Source organism: Streptomyces rhizoryzae, assembly GCF_023155275.1.
Taxonomy (GTDB): Bacteria; Actinomycetota; Actinomycetes; order Streptomycetales; family Streptomycetaceae; genus Streptomyces; species Streptomyces rhizoryzae.
This window is the reverse complement of the sequence record NZ_JALMUV010000030.1, coordinates 1-15,242: the sequence shown is the minus strand read 5'-3', so window position 1 is coordinate 15,242 and position 15,242 is coordinate 1. Positions and strand designations below refer to the sequence as shown.

General features: G+C 75.3%; 11 protein-coding genes and 1 pseudogene. 7 read left to right on the top strand and 5 right to left on the bottom strand.

What is annotated here, in order from left to right:
• Window positions 1–11 precede the first annotated feature (11 nt).
• Entirely contained in the window at window positions 12–1,253 is a 1,242-nt protein-coding gene (locus MUU72_RS22460) for a ketosynthase chain-length factor (protein ID WP_248015159.1), read from the bottom strand.
• On the bottom strand, window positions 1,250–2,578 hold the full coding sequence (locus tag MUU72_RS22455) for a beta-ketoacyl-[acyl-carrier-protein] synthase family protein (RefSeq protein WP_282504458.1): 1,329 nt from the start codon (window positions 2,576–2,578) through the stop codon (window positions 1,250–1,252). Before MUU72_RS22455 ends, MUU72_RS22460 begins: the two co-directional genes overlap by 4 nt.
• A 473-nt stretch (window positions 2,579–3,051) precedes the next feature.
• Between MUU72_RS22455 and MUU72_RS22450 the strand changes: the two genes are divergently transcribed.
• Together MUU72_RS22450 and MUU72_RS22445 are read left to right on the top strand one after the other, a co-directional pair.
• On the top strand, window positions 3,052–3,810 hold the full coding sequence (locus tag MUU72_RS22450) for an AfsR/SARP family transcriptional regulator (RefSeq protein WP_248015157.1): 759 nt from the start codon (window positions 3,052–3,054) through the stop codon (window positions 3,808–3,810).
• Complete coding sequence (locus MUU72_RS22445) at window positions 3,807–4,658, top strand: hypothetical protein (protein ID WP_248015156.1); 852 nt, start codon at window positions 3,807–3,809, stop codon at window positions 4,656–4,658. Before MUU72_RS22450 ends, MUU72_RS22445 begins: the two co-directional genes overlap by 4 nt.
• Here the strand turns inward: MUU72_RS22445 and MUU72_RS22440 are convergent.
• Complete coding sequence (locus MUU72_RS22440; RefSeq protein ID WP_248015155.1) at window positions 4,624–5,589, bottom strand: Lrp/AsnC family transcriptional regulator; 966 nt, start codon at window positions 5,587–5,589, stop codon at window positions 4,624–4,626. The two genes, MUU72_RS22445 and MUU72_RS22440, sit on opposite strands and share 35 nt — an antisense overlap.
• Window positions 5,590–5,967: 378 nt before the next feature.
• On the opposite strand from MUU72_RS22440, the gene MUU72_RS22435 reads away from it, so the two are divergent.
• On the top strand, window positions 5,968–8,142 hold the full coding sequence (locus tag MUU72_RS22435) for a S9 family peptidase (RefSeq protein WP_248015154.1): 2,175 nt from the start codon (window positions 5,968–5,970) through the stop codon (window positions 8,140–8,142).
• A 31-nt stretch (window positions 8,143–8,173) separates the two neighbouring features.
• On the opposite strand, the gene MUU72_RS22430 is transcribed toward MUU72_RS22435, so the two are convergent.
• Entirely contained in the window at window positions 8,174–8,818 is a 645-nt protein-coding gene (locus MUU72_RS22430) for a cysteine hydrolase family protein (RefSeq protein WP_248015153.1), read from the bottom strand.
• A 185-nt stretch (window positions 8,819–9,003) separates the two neighbouring features.
• Here MUU72_RS22430 and MUU72_RS22425 point away from each other — a divergent pair, with 185 nt between their 5' ends.
• From MUU72_RS22425 to MUU72_RS22415, 3 genes and pseudogenes are all read left to right on the top strand, one after another.
• Complete coding sequence (locus MUU72_RS22425) at window positions 9,004–9,504, top strand: pyridoxamine 5'-phosphate oxidase family protein (RefSeq protein ID WP_248015152.1); 501 nt, start codon at window positions 9,004–9,006, stop codon at window positions 9,502–9,504.
• A gap of 163 nt (window positions 9,505–9,667) precedes the next feature.
• On the top strand, window positions 9,668–11,173 hold the full coding sequence (locus MUU72_RS22420; RefSeq protein WP_248015151.1) for an acyl-CoA synthetase: 1,506 nt from the start codon (window positions 9,668–9,670) through the stop codon (window positions 11,171–11,173).
• Window positions 11,166–12,575 (top strand): annotated as a pseudogene (locus MUU72_RS22415) (carboxyl transferase domain-containing protein); the annotation flags it as partial. The gene MUU72_RS22420 and the pseudogene MUU72_RS22415, both read left to right, overlap by 8 nt.
• Before the next feature lie 525 nt (window positions 12,576–13,100).
• Here the strand turns inward: MUU72_RS22415 and MUU72_RS22410 are convergent.
• Window positions 13,101–14,033 carry a LysR family transcriptional regulator gene (locus tag MUU72_RS22410; protein ID WP_248015150.1) on the bottom strand — a complete coding sequence of 311 codons (933 nt, stop codon included), beginning with the start codon at window positions 14,031–14,033 and terminating at the stop codon, window positions 13,101–13,103.
• 74 nt (window positions 14,034–14,107) lie between these two features.
• Between MUU72_RS22410 and MUU72_RS22405 the strand changes: the two genes are divergently transcribed.
• The gene (locus tag MUU72_RS22405) at window positions 14,108–15,178 is read left to right on the top strand and encodes a DMT family transporter (RefSeq protein ID WP_248015149.1); all 1,071 of its coding nucleotides are present in this window, start codon (window positions 14,108–14,110) and stop codon (window positions 15,176–15,178) included.
• The last annotated feature ends 64 nt before the right edge of the window (window positions 15,179–15,242 follow it).

Genomic DNA, 15,242 nt, shown 5'->3' with positions numbered 1-15,242 from the left:
TGGGTGGGGGGTCAGGGGCGGGGCGCGCGGACGACGAGGGCGGAGTTGAAGCCCCAGCGGCCGCGGGCGAGGACGAGGGCGGTGCGGACGGGCAGTTCGCGGGGGTGGTCCAGGACGAGGTCGAGGCGGTAGTCCGCGGGGACGTCGCGGGTGCCGGCGGTGGCGGGGACGACCTGGTCGCGCAGGGCCAGGACGGCGGCGGCCACGTCGGCGGGGCCGCCGCCGGCGTACATCCGGCCGGTGAGGGTCTTGGGGGCGGTGACCGGGACGCCGCGGGGGCCGAAGACGGCGGCGAGCGCGTCGGCCTCGGCACGGTCGAGGGCCGGGAGCCCGGCGGCATCGGCGAACACCACGTCGATGCCGTCCGGTGGGGTTTCGGCGTCGGCGAGGGCGAGTTCGATGGCGCGGCGGAGTCCGCCGGGGCGGTCGGAGCCGGGGGGCGGGTCGAAGGTGGCGGCGTGGCCGGCGAGTTCGGCGTGGATCCGCGGGGCGCCCCGGTCGCGGGCGCTGCGGGCGTCCTCGACGACGAGCAGGGCGCCGCCCTCCCCCGGCACGTAGCCGGCGGCCGCGCGGTCGAAGGGCAGGTAGGCGCGGGCGGGGTCGGGGACGGTGCTGACCCGGCCGCCGGCCAGTTGGGAGGCCCAGCCCCAGGGGTCGAGGGCGGAGTCGACACCGCCGGCGAGGACCAGGCGGGTGCCGCGGCGGACGGTGCGGCGGGCCTGCCCGAGGGCGTCCAGGCCGCCGGCCTGTTCGGCGACCAGGGCGGCGCTGGGGCCGCGCATGGCGTGCCGGATGGAGATCTGGCCGGTGTTGACGGCGTAGAACCACGCGAACGACTCGTAGACGGAGACGAACTCCGGTCCCTGGGACCAGAGTTTGCGGAACTCGCGGTGGGTGAACTCGAAGCCGCCCAGGGCGTTGGCGGTCACCACGCCCATGTCGTAGTCGGGCAGGGTTCCGGCGGTGACCCCGGCGTCGGTCAGGGCGCGGTCGGCGGCGGTCAGCGCGTAGCGGGTGGAGACGTCGGTCTGCGGCAGGAGCCGGCCCGGGAGGTGCTCGGCGGCGTCGAAGCCGCGGATCTGGCCGGCGAGGCGGGCCGGGTAGCCGGTGGTGTCGAAGCGGTCGAGCGGGGTGATGCCGCTGGTCCCGGCGAGGACGGACTTCCAGAACGTCTCGGTGTCCAGTCCGACGGGGGTGACCACGGCCAGGCCGGTGATCACCGGGTTGTCCGACGGTGCGGCGGGGGGCTTCATCGGGTCGCCACCTCCGGGCGGTGCAGCACCATGGCGCTCTGGAAGCCGCCGAATCCGCTGCCCACCGACAGCACGGTGTCGACGCGCTGTTCGCGTGCGGTGAGCGGCACGTAGTCCAGGTCGCACTCGGGGTCGGGGGTGTGGAGGTTGGCGGTCGGCGGCACCACGTGGTGTTCGATGGCGAGCACCGAGGCGGCGATCTCCAGGGAGCCGATCGCGCCGAGCGAGTGCCCGATCATGGACTTGATGGAGCTGATGGGGACGGCATGGGCGTGCGGGCCCAGGGCCCGTTTGAACGCGGCGGTCTCGTGGCGGTCGTTCTGGCGGGTGCCGGAGCCGTGCGCGTTGACGTAGTCGAGGGCGGTGGGGTCCATCCGGGCCTCGTCGAGGGCGGCCCGGATCGCCTCGGCCATCTCCCGCCCGTCCTTCTTCAGGCCGGTCATGTGGTAGGCGTTGCAGCGGGTCGCGAAGCCGCCGACCTCGGCGTAGATACGGGCGCCGCGCCGCCGGGCGGCCCGGTACTCCTCCAGGACGAACATCGCGGCACCCTCGGCGAGGACGAAGCCGTTGCGGGAGCCGTCGAAGGGCCGGGAGGCGTGCGCGGGGTCGTCGTTGCGCGGGGTGGTGGCCTTGATGGCGTCGAAGCAGGCGGCCACGATCGGGGTGACGGGGGCGTCGGCGGCGCCGGCGACCATGACGTCGGCGGATCCCTCCTGGATGAGCCGGGCGCCGTGCGCGACGGCGTCCAGTCCGGAGGTGCAGCCGTCGGAGACCATGGTGACCGGGCCCTCGGCGCCGGCCGCCCAGGCGACTTCGGCGGGCATCATGCCGGGGCTGAGGTAGTCGAACATGTGCGGGGAGAGGTAGCCGGGGTCGGCGAGCCAGCTGGCGCCGGCGTCGGAGAGCACCAGGTACTCGTTCTCCAGGCTGGTCGCGGAGGCGACGGCGCTGCCCAGGCTGACGCCGGTGCGGTGCGGGTCCGGTCCGCCGGGCGCGGTGCCGCTGTCGGCGAGGGCGTCGCGGGCGCAGACCACGGCGAGTTGGGTGGCGCGGTCCATCCGGCGGATCTCCCGCGGCGTCAGCCCTTCGGCCGCCGGGTCGAAGTCGATCTCGCCGGCGACCCGGGAACGGAACGGGGAGGCGTCGAAGAACGTGATGCCGCGGGTGGCCGTGCGGCCCGCGGACAGCAGCTCCCAGAACTCCTTGGTGCCGGCGCCGCCCGGGGCGCGGACGCCGATACCCGTGATGACGACGCGGCGGTTCACCGTCGGCGTCCTGTCGTACCAAGCATTCCGGTTCGCTCCTTCCGGCCGCGGGGCGGGCATGACTGGAGACCTTCCGGCCCCCGCCTTGAATGCGGGTCAAGCCGCGGCAGCGTCTGGGCCGAGTGCGGGGCGCGGGCCGGCGGCCGGGCGGCGGGGCCGGTCAGGTGACGGTCGAGTACACCGCAACCGACCGGCGGGACTGTCGGAAAACGGTCCCGCGGGACCGGAAAGCGTCGGAAAGCAGACACACCACAGGCCCCCAGGGAAATGTCCGGCAGAATGCTTACCGGTGATTACCCGCCCGGCGGCCTCGACCACATGGCGCGTCAAATCCGCGTTAAGGCCGCGCGGATTCCGGCGGTGAGGTCTCACAATCCAAGGCAAAGTCAAGCCCAATCCGGTAAAGCATACGCAAAGAAGTGATCTGGCACTTGACGCCGTCACGATCCGGTGGGCAACAATGTGCAATCAACACCTATGGAGACATTCTCTCTTGGACGGGGGAGTCAATGAAATTCTCTATTCTGGGTCCGGTGCACGTATCTTCCGACCTGATCGAGGTGAAGCCGCCGGCGCACAAGGTCAGACAGATCCTGGCGCTCCTCCTCCTCAACGAATCCCACTACGTCTCCATTTCCTCGCTGACCCGCGAACTATGGGCCTATGAACCCCCGAAAAGTGCGGTCACCACCGTCCAGACCTACATCGTGCAGCTGCGCAAATTAATAGCGGCCGGCCTGGGCATTCCGTCAAGCGAGGTGAGCCGGAAAGTCCTCCAGACGAGCGGCACCAGCTACCGATTAGAAACGCCGGAAGGCGCCCTCGATCTGCACGAATACCGGATTTGCCTGGCCCGGGCGGAGGCCGCGGTCGCGGCCGGAATGGACCGGGAAGCGGTGGGCCACTGGGAACGTGCGGAAGGGCTCTGGCGGGGCGATGCGATCGCCGACGTGGAGCACGGCCCGCTGCTCAGGGCCGAGGCGGCGTCGCTGCGCCAGTCGCGGCTGTCGGCGGAGGAGCGCCGGATCGACGCCCAGCTGCGCCTGGGCCTGCACCACTCCTCACTGGCCGAACTCGCCGGCCTGGTCCAGGCCCACCCCTTCGAGGAGGGCCTGCACGCCAAGTTCATGCTGGCCCTCTACCGCAGCGGCCACCGGGGCCGCGCGCTACAGGTCTTCCACGACCTGCGCCGGTCCATGGTCGGCGAACTGGGCGTGGAACCCTCCCCGTCCGTGCAGCGGCTCCTCCAGGAGATCCTCGCCAGCGACATCTCGCTGGAGCTGACGCCATGACCCCGGCCGCGCCGCTCCACCACGCCGGCGCGGCCCTGGCGGCGACCGTCCGCCATCTGCGGGCCCACCGGGGCCGCGGCCGGCCCCCCGTTCGGGTCGTGACCGCGGTCGCCGGCGCCCACGCCGACCTGTGGGCCTGCGACCGCCTGGCCAGGGCCGCGGCCGGGCACGAGCCGGCCGCGGCGGTGGCCCGCTACCTCGCCCCGCGGCTGCTGCTCGACGCCGCGGACGGCCTGGCCGCGGCCTGGGCGGGCCCGGCGCCCGCGGACCCGGTGGAGGCGGCCGGCTACCGGCACCACGTCGGCCGGCTCGCCGCCCTGGCCGGTGCGCCCGGCGCCGCCGCCCGGCTGCGCGCGGTGGCCGCCCTGGTCCCGGCGCTCGCCACCGGCGACGGCCGGCTCGCCCAGCCGCTGACGGTGGTGCCCGCCACCGTCCTCAAGGCCCCGCTGGGCAGCCTGGTGCGCGCGCTGGAGGAGGAGCGCCGGGCGGTGCTGCGGGCGGCCCCGGCGGTGCAGCCCGAACTCCCGGGCGGCCGGGGGCGGTTGCCGGACAACGATCCGGCGCTGTGGGCGCTGGCGGACCGGTACGCGCTGCTGGCCCTGGCCGCGGCGTGCCTGGACGGCTGGCGGCTGCCCTCGCCGCCCCCGCACTCCCGGCCGGGCGACGACCGCACCTGCCTGACCGGGGCGCTGGCCCGCACCGCCGCCGGCCTCGGCCTGGCGACCGGGGTCACCGGCCGGAACTGGTACGGGCCGGTCTACGCCCTGGCGACGGCCGGGCCGGCGGGCCCCAAGGCCGGTGCGCGGGCCGGTTTCAGACCGCGTGCGTCGGCGTCACCACGCGCTTGATCATGCGGGTGATGGGGGCGACCTCGACGTGGTACACGCCTGGCATCGCCCCCACCTGGCCCGCGAGGTAGTCGAAGAGCCGGGTGTTGTCGCGGCAGATGACCGACGCCAGGAGGTTGGTCGGCCCGGTGGTCGCCGCGACGAAGGAGACCTCCGGATGGCGCGCGAGGCCCTCGGCGGCCGGTATGAGGCGCCGCGGCGGCACCGACAGCCAGAGGAGCGCCAGCGCCTCGAACCCCAGGAGGTGGTAGTCGAGTTCGAGGTCGAAGTAGAGGGCACCGGACGCCCGTAAGTACTCCAGGCGGCGGCGTACGGTGTTCTCGGCGGCGTCCGTGACCACCGCCAGCCGCTGGAGCGAGGTCCGCCCGTCCGCGCCCAGCGCCTCGATCAGCCCCAGGTCGGCGTCGGTGAGCCGGAGGCCGTCCGGGTCCACCGGCGCGGGCAGGGCCTGGGCCAGCTGCCGGACCTGCGCCTCACCGAGGTCGCTGGCCAGCCCCGGCCACAAGACCTGCTCGCCGACGAAGGTGTGCAGCACGTTGAGGGCGACCACCGAGTGGACCTGCGGCAGGCTGCCCAAGTGGTGGACGAGGGCCTGCTGGTCCCCGTGGGCGTTCCCGGAGCGGACCAGGCTCACGACCTCGGCTCCGCCGAAGGTGACGCTCACCCAGGACGCGTCCTCCCGCCGGGCCAGCAGGGCGGCCGCGCGCGCCACCGTCCCCGGGGCGCCCCGCAGCCGGACGAACCACTCGGACTTGCCCAGCAGCCGGGGGTCGGAACGGGCGATCACTCGCATCCCCACGTCCGACCGGAGCTTGCGGTAACGCCGTGCGACGGTCTGGTCCGACACCCCCAGCACCTTCGCCAGCCGGCTGTAGGAGGCCCGGCCGTCGATCTTCAGAGCGTGAAGAAGGCGCAGTTCAAGATCGTCCACCGCTCCACGCTACACCACCCCCTACCAGAACCCCGTACAACTGTTCCAGTCCGCGCAGAGCCCGTCCCGGGGGTCAACCCGCCCCGCCTTCCGCCTACTTGCGGCGACCCGCTATGCTCCACCGGACCGCCCTTCCGGCCGCCCCGCGTCCCTCCGCCGACGCCCCGGCCCCGCGGTCCCCGCCTCCCAACCCTCCCGACGCCCCCGTCGCTGCACCGTCCGACGCGTCCCCGCGCGGCCGGACGCTCACCCCTGCCCGGCTCCGGAACGCCGGCCCCCGGAACGCACCACCGCACCACCGCACCCGAAGCACCCCCGCCCCTGACCCGATCCTGCCCCTTCCCCTGATACCAGCAGCCGCCCGGAGAGGACGCCACCGTGCACCACCCCACCCACCACCGGCCCGACGACCCCACCGAACACGCCGCCCCCACCCCAGCCGCCGACTCCGACGCCTTCCCCGAGCAGTTCGCCCGCACCCGGCGCTTCTCCCTCGGTGTCCCCCGGCAGTTCACCGTCTCCCCCGACGGGCGCCGGGTGCTCTTCGTCCGCACCGGGTCGGGCCGCGACCCCGTAGGGCGGCTGTGGCAGTACCAGGACGGGCGGGAGCACCTGCTGGCCGACCCCGCGCGCCTGGTGGGGCCCGGCCCCGAGGACGTCCCCGAGGAGGAGCGGCTGCGCCGCGAGCGGGCCCGGGACCGGTCCACCGGGGTGACGGGGTACGCCGCCGACGCCGCTGCGCGGGTGGTGGTGTTCGCCCTGTCCGGTGCGCTGTGGGCGGTCCGGACGGACGGCGGGGCGCCCTTCCCGGTGCCCGCCGCCGGGCCGGCGGTCGACCCGCGGCCGTCGCCCGACGGGCGGTACGTGGCCTACGTGAGCGGGCGCGGTCTGCACGTCACCCGCCTGGACGGGAGCGGCGGCGGCCGCCAACTGGCCCGCGCGGAGGGCCCGGACGTCTCCTACGGACTCGCCGAGTTCGTCGCCGCCGAGTCGATGGGCCGGTCGCGCGGCTACTGGTGGGCACCGGACAGCCGGCGGCTCCTGGTGGCGCGGGTCGACACCTCCCCGGTGGCGCGGCGCCACCTCAGCGACCCGGCGGACCCGTCCCGGCCCCCTCGGGTGATCCGCTACCCGTCGGCCGGCACCGCCAACGCCGAGGTGACCGCGCACCTGGTCACGGTGGACGGCGACCGCACCGAAGTGGCCTGGGACCGCGCGGCGTACGAGTACCTGACCGCCGCCGGCTGGGACGCGCACGGCCCGTACCTGGCCGTGCAGAGCCGGGACCAGCGGGTGCTGCGGACACTCGCGGTGGACCCGGCGACCGGCGCCACCGCACTCCGGCACGAGCGGACCGACCCCGCCTGGGTGGAGCTGGTGCCCGGCACTCCGGCCCGTACGGCGGCCGGCGCCCTGGTGGTCCCGGAGGACGACGGCGGCACCCGCCACCTGGCCGTGGGCGGGCGGCGGGTGACGCCCGCCGGACTCCAACTCCGCGAGGTCCTGGGCATCGAGGGCGAGCGGGTGCTGTTCACGGCGAGCGAGGAGCCCGAGGAGACCCATGTGTGGCGCTACGCGCCCGGGGCCGGATGCCGCCGGCTCAGCTCCGACCCGGGCGTCTGGACGGGCACCGGGCGCGGCGGGACCACCGTCCTGACCGGACGGACCCCGCACGGACCGGAGACCCGCGTCGTCCGGGACGGCGCCCCGGCCCCGCAGCCGGGCGGCGCCATCGCCTCGCTCGCCGAGGAGCCCCTGGTGACCCCGCGGCCGCTCCACCTCTCCCTCGGGGAGCGGCAGGTGCGCGCGCAGCTGCACTTCCCCTCCGGGCACCGGCCGGGCGCCGGGAAGCTGCCGGTCCTGCTCGACCCGTACGGCGGCCCGGGCACGCAACTGGCCGTACGGGGACGGGGGTGGACGGGCTGCGTGTCCCAGTGGTTCGCCGAGCAGGGGTTCGCGGTCCTGGTGGCGGACGGGCGCGGCACCCCGGGCCGGGGCCCCGCCTGGGAGAAGGCGGTGCACGGCGACCAGCTATGGCCGGCGCTGGAGGACCAGGTGGACGCGGTGCGGGCGGCCGCGGCGCGGTTCGGCGACCTGGACCTGAGCAGGGTGGCGATCCGCGGCTGGTCGTTCGGCGGGTTCCTGGCCGCGGCGGCCGTCCTGCACCGCCCGGACGTCTTCCACGCCGCGGTGGCCGGCGCGCCGCCCACCGACCAGCGGCTGTACGACACCCACTGGAAGGAGCGGTTCCTGGGCCACCCCGAGGAGCACCCGGAGCACTACGCGCGCTCCTCCCTGGCCGGCCACGGCGCCCTGCTGCGCCGCCCGCTGATGCTGGTCCACGGGCTGGCCGACGACAACGTCGCCGTCGCGCACACCCTGCGGTTCTCCGCCGAGCTGCTGGCGGCGGGGCGGCCGCACACCGTCCTGCCGCTGCCGGGCGCCACCCACCTGCCGGCCGACGACGCGGTCAACGCCAACCTGCTGCGCGTCCAGCGGGACTTCCTGCGGGACGCGCTGCCCGCCCCGCAGGACGGCCCGGTGGGGCCCTGACCCCGGGGCGCCCGCGCCGGTTCCGCGCCCGTCAGCGGGCCCGGCGCGGCCGCCGCCACTCCTCGAGCACGGCCCGGGTGGTGGTCACCGTGGCCACCAGCGAGAGGGTGTGGCGGACCAGCGCGGCGGTGTAGGCGGCGGGCACCCCCGCGATGGCGTCCGCGGGCACCACCGCCGTGTAACCGAGGTTGACCGCGTCGAACACCGCATTGGGGACCGCCACGTTCGCCGACACCCCGGTGACGACGAGCGTGCGGCACCCGAGGTTGCGCAGCAGCGCGTCGGCGCCGGTACCGGCGAGCGGGGACAGCCCGTGCAGCCGGCGCAGCACCAGGTCGTCCTCCGACACCGGTATCGGCTCGGCGACCCGGACCGCGGTGGAGCCGGTCAGCTGCCGTACGGGCAGCCGCTCGGCCGCCCGGAAGAGCCGGGCGTTGCGGCTGGCGCCGCGGCCGTCGGGGCGCCGTTCGGCGATCGCGTGCACCACTTGGACGCCGGCGTCGTGGGCCGCGGCCACCAGGCGGGCGATCCGCACCAGCGCCCCCGAGGTGCGGGCGGCCTCGGCGAGTTCGGGCAGCGCGCTGTCGGCGCCGACCACGCCGCGCTGGCACTCGACGGTGAGCAGCACCGTGGTGGCCGGGTCCAGCTGCGCGTCGGGCCGGGTGTCCGCAGGCATCGGCAGTCCCTTCAGGAGCAGGCGCGCCGGCGGCCGGTGGGGCCGGGCGCGGGCGGCGCGGCCCGGCGCCGGCGGCGGGTCCGGGAGGCGCGAGGGTATCCCCCATTGCGTCCGGCCGGAAGAGCCCGGATGATTCCCCCACCATTCCTGACGCTCCGTCAGGTACGTACGGGAGGCGGCGAGCGATGAGCGGCACACAGGACACGGCCGGCACCCACCGGGCGACCGCGGCGCAGCGGCACGGCCGCCGGATCATGATGACCCCGCACGAACTGGACGCCTTCCTGACCGAACGGCGCACCTGCCGGGTCGCCACGATCGGCCGGGACGGCGCACCGCACCTGGGCGCCCTGTGGTTCGTCTGGGACGGCACGGCGCTCTGGCTCTACTCGATCACCCGCAGCAAGCGCTGGGCGCAGCTGCGCAGCGACCCGCGCACCGCGGTCCTCGTGGACGACGGCCACACCTACGGCGAACTGCGCGGCGCCGAACTGACCGGCCGCGCCGAGCCCGTCGGCGAGGCACCGCGCACCGGCGAACCGTGCCCGGAACTCGCCGCGCCGGAGCGGCTGTTCGCGGCGAAGTACTTCGGGCTCGCCGCGATGCCGCACGACGGCCGGCACGCCTGGCTCCGGCTCGTTCCGGAGACGGTGGTGACCTGGGACTTCCGCAAGATCCCGGGGTGAGGGCGGGGGGGGCGGGCGGGGTTGTCCACAGGCCGGCGGCGCGTCGGACGCGGGACCGGCGGACTCTGCGAGAGTGGAGTACGTCGGCCCGCTCCGCGCGGTGGCGCGGGCCGGACGGCGACAGCCCGGCCCCGGCCGGCGCCCGACGACGAAGGAGACCTTGGTGAACGTGCTCTTCCCCGCACTGCGCGACGGCTCCCCGGCCCCCGCCCTGCGCTTCGGCGACCGCGCGCTCAGCCACCGCCAACTCGCCGCGGTGGCGGGCCCCCTCGCCGAGCGGATCGCCGAGCTGGCCCCCGGCGGCCGGGCCCCGCTCGCGATCTGGGCGACGCCGACGCCGGAGACCGCCGTCGGCGTGGTCGCCGCCCTGCTCGCCGGCGTGCCCGCGGTCCCGGTCAACCCCAGAATCGGCGAGCGCGAACTGGCCCACATCGTGGCCGACAGCGCCCCCGCCCTCGTCCTCGCCGCAGCGGACACCGAACTCCCCGGCCCGCTCGCCGCCCTCCCCCGCCTCGCCCCCGCCGCCACCGCCCCCGGCGAGGACACCCCGCCCGGCCCGCTCCCCGTCGAGCCCGGCGACGAATCCGCGGCCCTGATCGTCTACACCTCCGGCACCACCGGCCCGCCCAAGGGCGTCGTCCTCCCCCGGCGCGCCCTCGCCCACACCCTCGACGCCCTGGCGGATGCCTGGCAGTGGACCGCCGACGACGTCCTGGTCCACGCCCTGCCGCTGTTCCACGTCCACGGCCTGATCCTGGGCGTCCTCGGCCCGCTGCGCCGCGGCGGCAGCGTCCACCACCTCGGCAGCTTCAGCACCGAAGCGGTCGCCCGGGAACTCTCCGCGGACGGCACGATGCTCTTCGGCGTACCGACGATGTACCACCGCCTGGCCCTCGCCGCCGGGGAGGACCCGGCGCTGGCCAAGGCGCTGGCCCGGGCCCGGCTGCTGGTCTCCGGGTCGGCCGCGCTGCCGCTCACCGACCACGAACGGCTCACCGCCGCCACCGGCCGCCGCGTCATCGAGCGCTACGGCATGACCGAAACGCTCATGAACACCAGCGTCCGCGCCGACGGCCCCGACGCCACCGGCACCGTCGGCGTACCGCTCCCGGGGGTCTACGTCCGGCTCGTCGACGACGCGGGCCGGGCCGTGGAGGCGAGCGACGGCGAGACGGTCGGCGAGATCCAGGTCCGCGGCCCCAACCTCTTCACCGAGTACCTCAACCGCCCCGACGCCACCGCCGCGGCCTTCGACGGCGGCTGGTTCCGCACCGGCGACATGGCCGTCCGCGACCCGGCCGGCAACTACCGCATCGTCGGCCGCAAGGCCACCGACCTCATCAAGAGCGGCGGCTACAAAATCGGCGCCGGCGAGATCGAGAACGCCCTCCTGGCCCACCCCGGCGTGGCCGAGGCCGCGGTCACCGGCGAACGGGACGCCGACCTCGGCGAACGGATCGTCGCCTGGATCGTGCCCGAGACCGGCCCCGGCGCCGCCCCCGCCCCCTCCGCCCAGGAGCTCACCGACCACGTCGCCCGCCAGCTCGCCCCCCACAAACGCCCCCGCACCGTCCACTTCCTCACCGCCCTCCCCCGCAACGACATGGGCAAGGTCCTCAAGCGGGACCTCCGCCCCGCCCAGCCCCCGGCCGGCGCCCCCGATGCCTGACCACCCGCGGTACGGCGCCGCCCCCCTGCCCCGCCTCCGCCTCACCGCCCGCCAGGCCATCGCCGCGGTCACCGACACCGCCACCCCCTTCACCCCCGCCGGCGCCCCCCGCCCACCCGGTGCACCGGACGGCGCCCACCCGCCCGACGGCCCCCTCGGCTGGGACGGCTACGGCACCGCCCGGGAGCGCGCCCGCACCCGCACCGGCGAGGACGAAGCGGTGGTCACCGCGCTCGCCACCACCGGCGGCACCGACCTCGTGATCCTCGCCTTCGAGTTCGGCTTCCTCGGCGGCTCCCTCGGCGAACGCACCGGCGACCGCCTCGTCGCCGCCTACACCGCGGCCCGCGAACGCCGCCTGCCACTGGTCTCCCTGATCGCCACGGGCGGCAGCCGCATGCAGGAGGGCATGCGCGCCCTGGCCCAACTCCAGCGCGTGGCCCGGCAGTCCGCGCTCAACCGCGCCGCGGGCCTGCCCCAGATCGCCGTTCTGCGCGACCCCACCACCGGCGGCGGGTGGGCGACCCTGGGCGCCGGCGCCGATGTGATCCTGGCCCTGCCCGACGCCCAGGTCGGCTTCGCCGGCTCACGGGTGCGGCCCCCGGACGCCGATCCGTACGCCTACTCCGCCGAGGGCCAGTTCGCGGCCGGCCAGGTCGACGCCGTGGTCCCCGCCGACGCCCTCCGGGCCACCCTGCGCCACTGGCTCCGCCTGCTCTCCCCCGCCCCGGCACCGCCCGCCGCACCCGCGCCCGTACCGCCGGCCCTGGGCACGGCCGCGCTGCCGGAGACCGGCTGGGACGCGGTGGGCCGGGCCCGCGACCCCCGCCGGCCGCGCGCCGAGGCGTATCTGCGGGCGTACTTCGACGACTGGGCGGAGCTCAGCGGCGACCGGTGCGGCGGCCGCGATCCCGGGATGCGCTGCGGGTTCGGCCACCGCGACGGCCGCACCCTCGCCTTCGCCGCCCAGTGCGGCACGGCCACCCGCCCCGCCGGCTTCCGCACCGCCACCCGCCTGATACGGCTCGCGGACCGGCTCGGCATCCCCGTCCTCACCCTCGTGGACACCCCGGGCGCCGCCAACGACGCGGACGCCGAGCGCGCGGGCGCCGGCGCGGCCATCGCCGACACCTTCGCCGCGCTCGCCTCCGCCCGCGTCCCGGTCACCTCCCTGCTCATCGGCGAGGGCGGCTCCGGCGGCGCCCTGGCGCTCTGCGCCCCCGACCGCCTCTGGGCCACCCCCGACAGCTACTTCTCCGTCATCGCCCCCGAACTGGCCACCGCCATCCTCAAACGCCCCCCGACCCAAGCCCGACACACCGCCAACCAACTCCACATCCGCCCCCAGGACTTGCTCCACCTGAACCTCATCCACGGCATCACACAACCTGAGACCGGCCGGGGGGACGGGGACGGGACCGGGGTCGGGGCTGGATCTGGGCCTGGGGGTGGGGGTGGGGCCGGGCCTGGGGCTGGGTCTGGGGCTGCGACTGGGACTGGGACTGGGGGCGAGCCTGGGCCTGGGGCTGGGTCTGGGACTGGGACTGGGACTGGGACTGGGGGCGAGCCTGGGGGTGGGCGTGGGGCTGGGGGCGAGTCTGATGCCGACCGGTGGCCTGGGGCCGGCTCCGGACCGGGCGCCGGAGGGGGGCCGTAGGGAGAGATGGGGCTGGGGCTGGGGCTGGGGCTGGAAGCAACGCTGACGTTGGCCGCTCAAGGGGCCGGCTCCCGGAGACCCACCTCACCGGACCCTCACCCACCGGGCCCCCGACGCCCCCACCCCCTCACCGTCCGGCCCGTTCGCCCCTCGCCCGGTTCGCCTCCAACCGGTTCACCGGCCGCCTGACCGACCGCCCGACCGACTCCCTTTTCAACCGGCTCACCGTCCGACCCGCTCATCATCCAACTGGCTCGCCATCCGCCCCGCTCACCGTCCGACCGGCTCCCCGCCCATCCCGGCCTCCACTCGCTCCCCGGCCCTCCGGAGCGCCGCGACGGCAGCCCGTATCGAGGGCCGGCGGTCGGCGTCCGCGCGCCAGATGGCGTAGACATGGCGCCGCATCGGATGGCGCACCGGCACCACGCTCACCCCCTCCGGCACCGGCCCACGCCCCAGCCGCGGCGCCACCGCAACCCCCAAACCAGCGGCGATCAACGCCAGTTGGGTGTGATGCTCCTCCGCCAGATGCGCGATCCGCGGCTCCACCCCCTTGCTGCGCAGGGTGAACATCAGCCACTCATGACAGAACTCCCCCTGCGGCCACGAGATCCACTCGTCATCCGCGAACTCCTCCAGCTCCACCGACCGCCGCCCGGCCAGCGGATGGTCCGACGGCATCGCCACATCGGAGGGATCGTCGAGCAGCGGCGCTTTCGCCAGCCCGTCCGGCAGGGAGAGCGGCCGGTTGTACCAGTCCAGCACCACCGCGAGATCCAGATCGCCGCGGACCACTCCGCGCACCGAGTCGTCCGGCTCCTTCTCCCTCAACCGCGGCCGCAGCTGCGGGTGTTCGGCCCGCAGCTCGGCCAGCGCGGACGGGAAGAGCCCGCGCGCCGCCGTGGGGAAGGCGCCCATCCGCAGTTCGCCCACCGGCTGACCGCGGTGCGCCTCCAGCTCGGCCTGCGCCAGCTCGACCTGCGAGAGGATGCGCACCGCATGGTCGGCGAGCAGCCGTCCGGCGTCCGTCAGACGGACCCCGCGCCCGTTCTTGGCCAGCAGCTGCTGCCCCGTCTCGCGCTCCAGCTTGGCGATCTGCTGGGAGACCGCCGAGGTCGTGACGTGCAGTCCCTCGGCCGCCGCGCTCACCGAACCGTGCCGGGCGATCGCGGACAGCGTCCTTAGCCGATCAAGATTCAACATGTAAGCAATGCTAAGCGATATCTAGAACGAAAACTCGCTTGTTCTACGAATTTGCGGCATGCATCTTAGGTCCCATGAGCTCCACCGACGCGCCCGCCGCCACCTCCCCCAGCACCAGCCCAGCACCCGTGCCGGCGCCCCCCACCGGTCCCCCACCCCGGCCCGCGACCGCGACCGCGACCGCGACCGCGACCGCGACCGCGACCGCGACCGCACGGGCAACGACCGCCGCACCCCCGGACACGGCCCCGCCCGCCACTCCGCGCCGCACCGTCGCCTGGCAGCTCCGCTTCGCCTTCCTCTGCCTGGTCTGGGGCTTCAGCTTCCTCTTCATCAAGGTCGGGACCGAAGGATTCGCCCCGCTCCAGGTGACCCTCGGCCGCGTCGCGTTCGGCGCACTGGTGCTCCTGGCGATCCTCGCGATCAAGCGCGAACGCCTCCCCCGCTCGCCCCGCACCTGGGGCCACCTCGCCGTCGCCGCGTTCCTCCTCAACGCGCTGCCGTTCTCCCTCTTCGCCTACTCCGAGCTGACCATCCCCTCCACCCTTGCCAGCATCTGCAACGCCACCTCACCGCTGTGGGGCATGGCACTGTCGGTGGTGGCGCTCTCGGAGGACCGGCCCACCCGGCGGCGCGTCGCGGGCCTCGGCATCGGCTTCCTGGGCGTCCTCACCGTCCTCGGCGCCTGGCAGGGCTTCTCCGGCACCGACCTGACCGGCACCGCCATGGCACTGGGCGCCTCCCTCAGCTACCCGGTCGGCTGGATCTACGTCCGCCGCACCCTCGCCGGCAGCCGGCACTCGCACCTTTCCATGTCGAGCACCCAGCTCCTGCTCGCCGCCGCCCAACTGGCCGTCGTGGCGGCCCTGTTCACTCCGGCCCCGACCGCCTTCCCACTTTTCCCGGTGCTCGCCGTCTTCGCCCTCGGCGCCTTCGGCACCGGCGTGGCCTTCCTCCTCCAGTACGGGCTGGTCGCGGAGGTCGGCCCCACCACCGCCCAGATGGTCACCTACTTCGTCCCCGTGATCGCCACCGCCTCCGGCGTGGCCCTCCTCAACGAACACCTCTCCTGGAACACCCCCGTGGGCGCCCTCATCATCCTCGCCGGCGCCGCCCTCACCCAAAGCAAACCCCGCACCCCCTAACCCCCCTCCCCTCCCCCTCCCTCCCCTCCTCTCCCCTGCGCCTTCACCCCACCCACTCCAGACC

What these genes read in the sequence shown, in the direction of transcription:
- MUU72_RS22460 (WP_248015159.1), bottom strand. Translation starts at nt 1,253, where the DNA reads ATGAAGCCCCCCGCCGCACCGTCGGACAACCCGGTGATCACCGGCCTG.
- MUU72_RS22455 (WP_282504458.1), bottom strand. Translation starts at nt 2,578, where the DNA reads ATGCCCGCCCCGCGGCCGGAAGGAGCGAACCGGAATGCTTGGTACGAC.
- MUU72_RS22445 (WP_248015156.1), top strand. Translation starts at nt 3,807, where the DNA reads ATGACCCCGGCCGCGCCGCTCCACCACGCCGGCGCGGCCCTGGCGGCG.
- MUU72_RS22430 (WP_248015153.1), bottom strand. Translation starts at nt 8,818, where the DNA reads ATGCCTGCGGACACCCGGCCCGACGCGCAGCTGGACCCGGCCACCACG.
- MUU72_RS22425 (WP_248015152.1), top strand. Translation starts at nt 9,004, where the DNA reads ATGAGCGGCACACAGGACACGGCCGGCACCCACCGGGCGACCGCGGCG.
- MUU72_RS22410 (WP_248015150.1), bottom strand. Translation starts at nt 14,033, where the DNA reads ATGTTGAATCTTGATCGGCTAAGGACGCTGTCCGCGATCGCCCGGCAC.
- MUU72_RS22405 (WP_248015149.1), top strand. Translation starts at nt 14,108, where the DNA reads ATGAGCTCCACCGACGCGCCCGCCGCCACCTCCCCCAGCACCAGCCCA.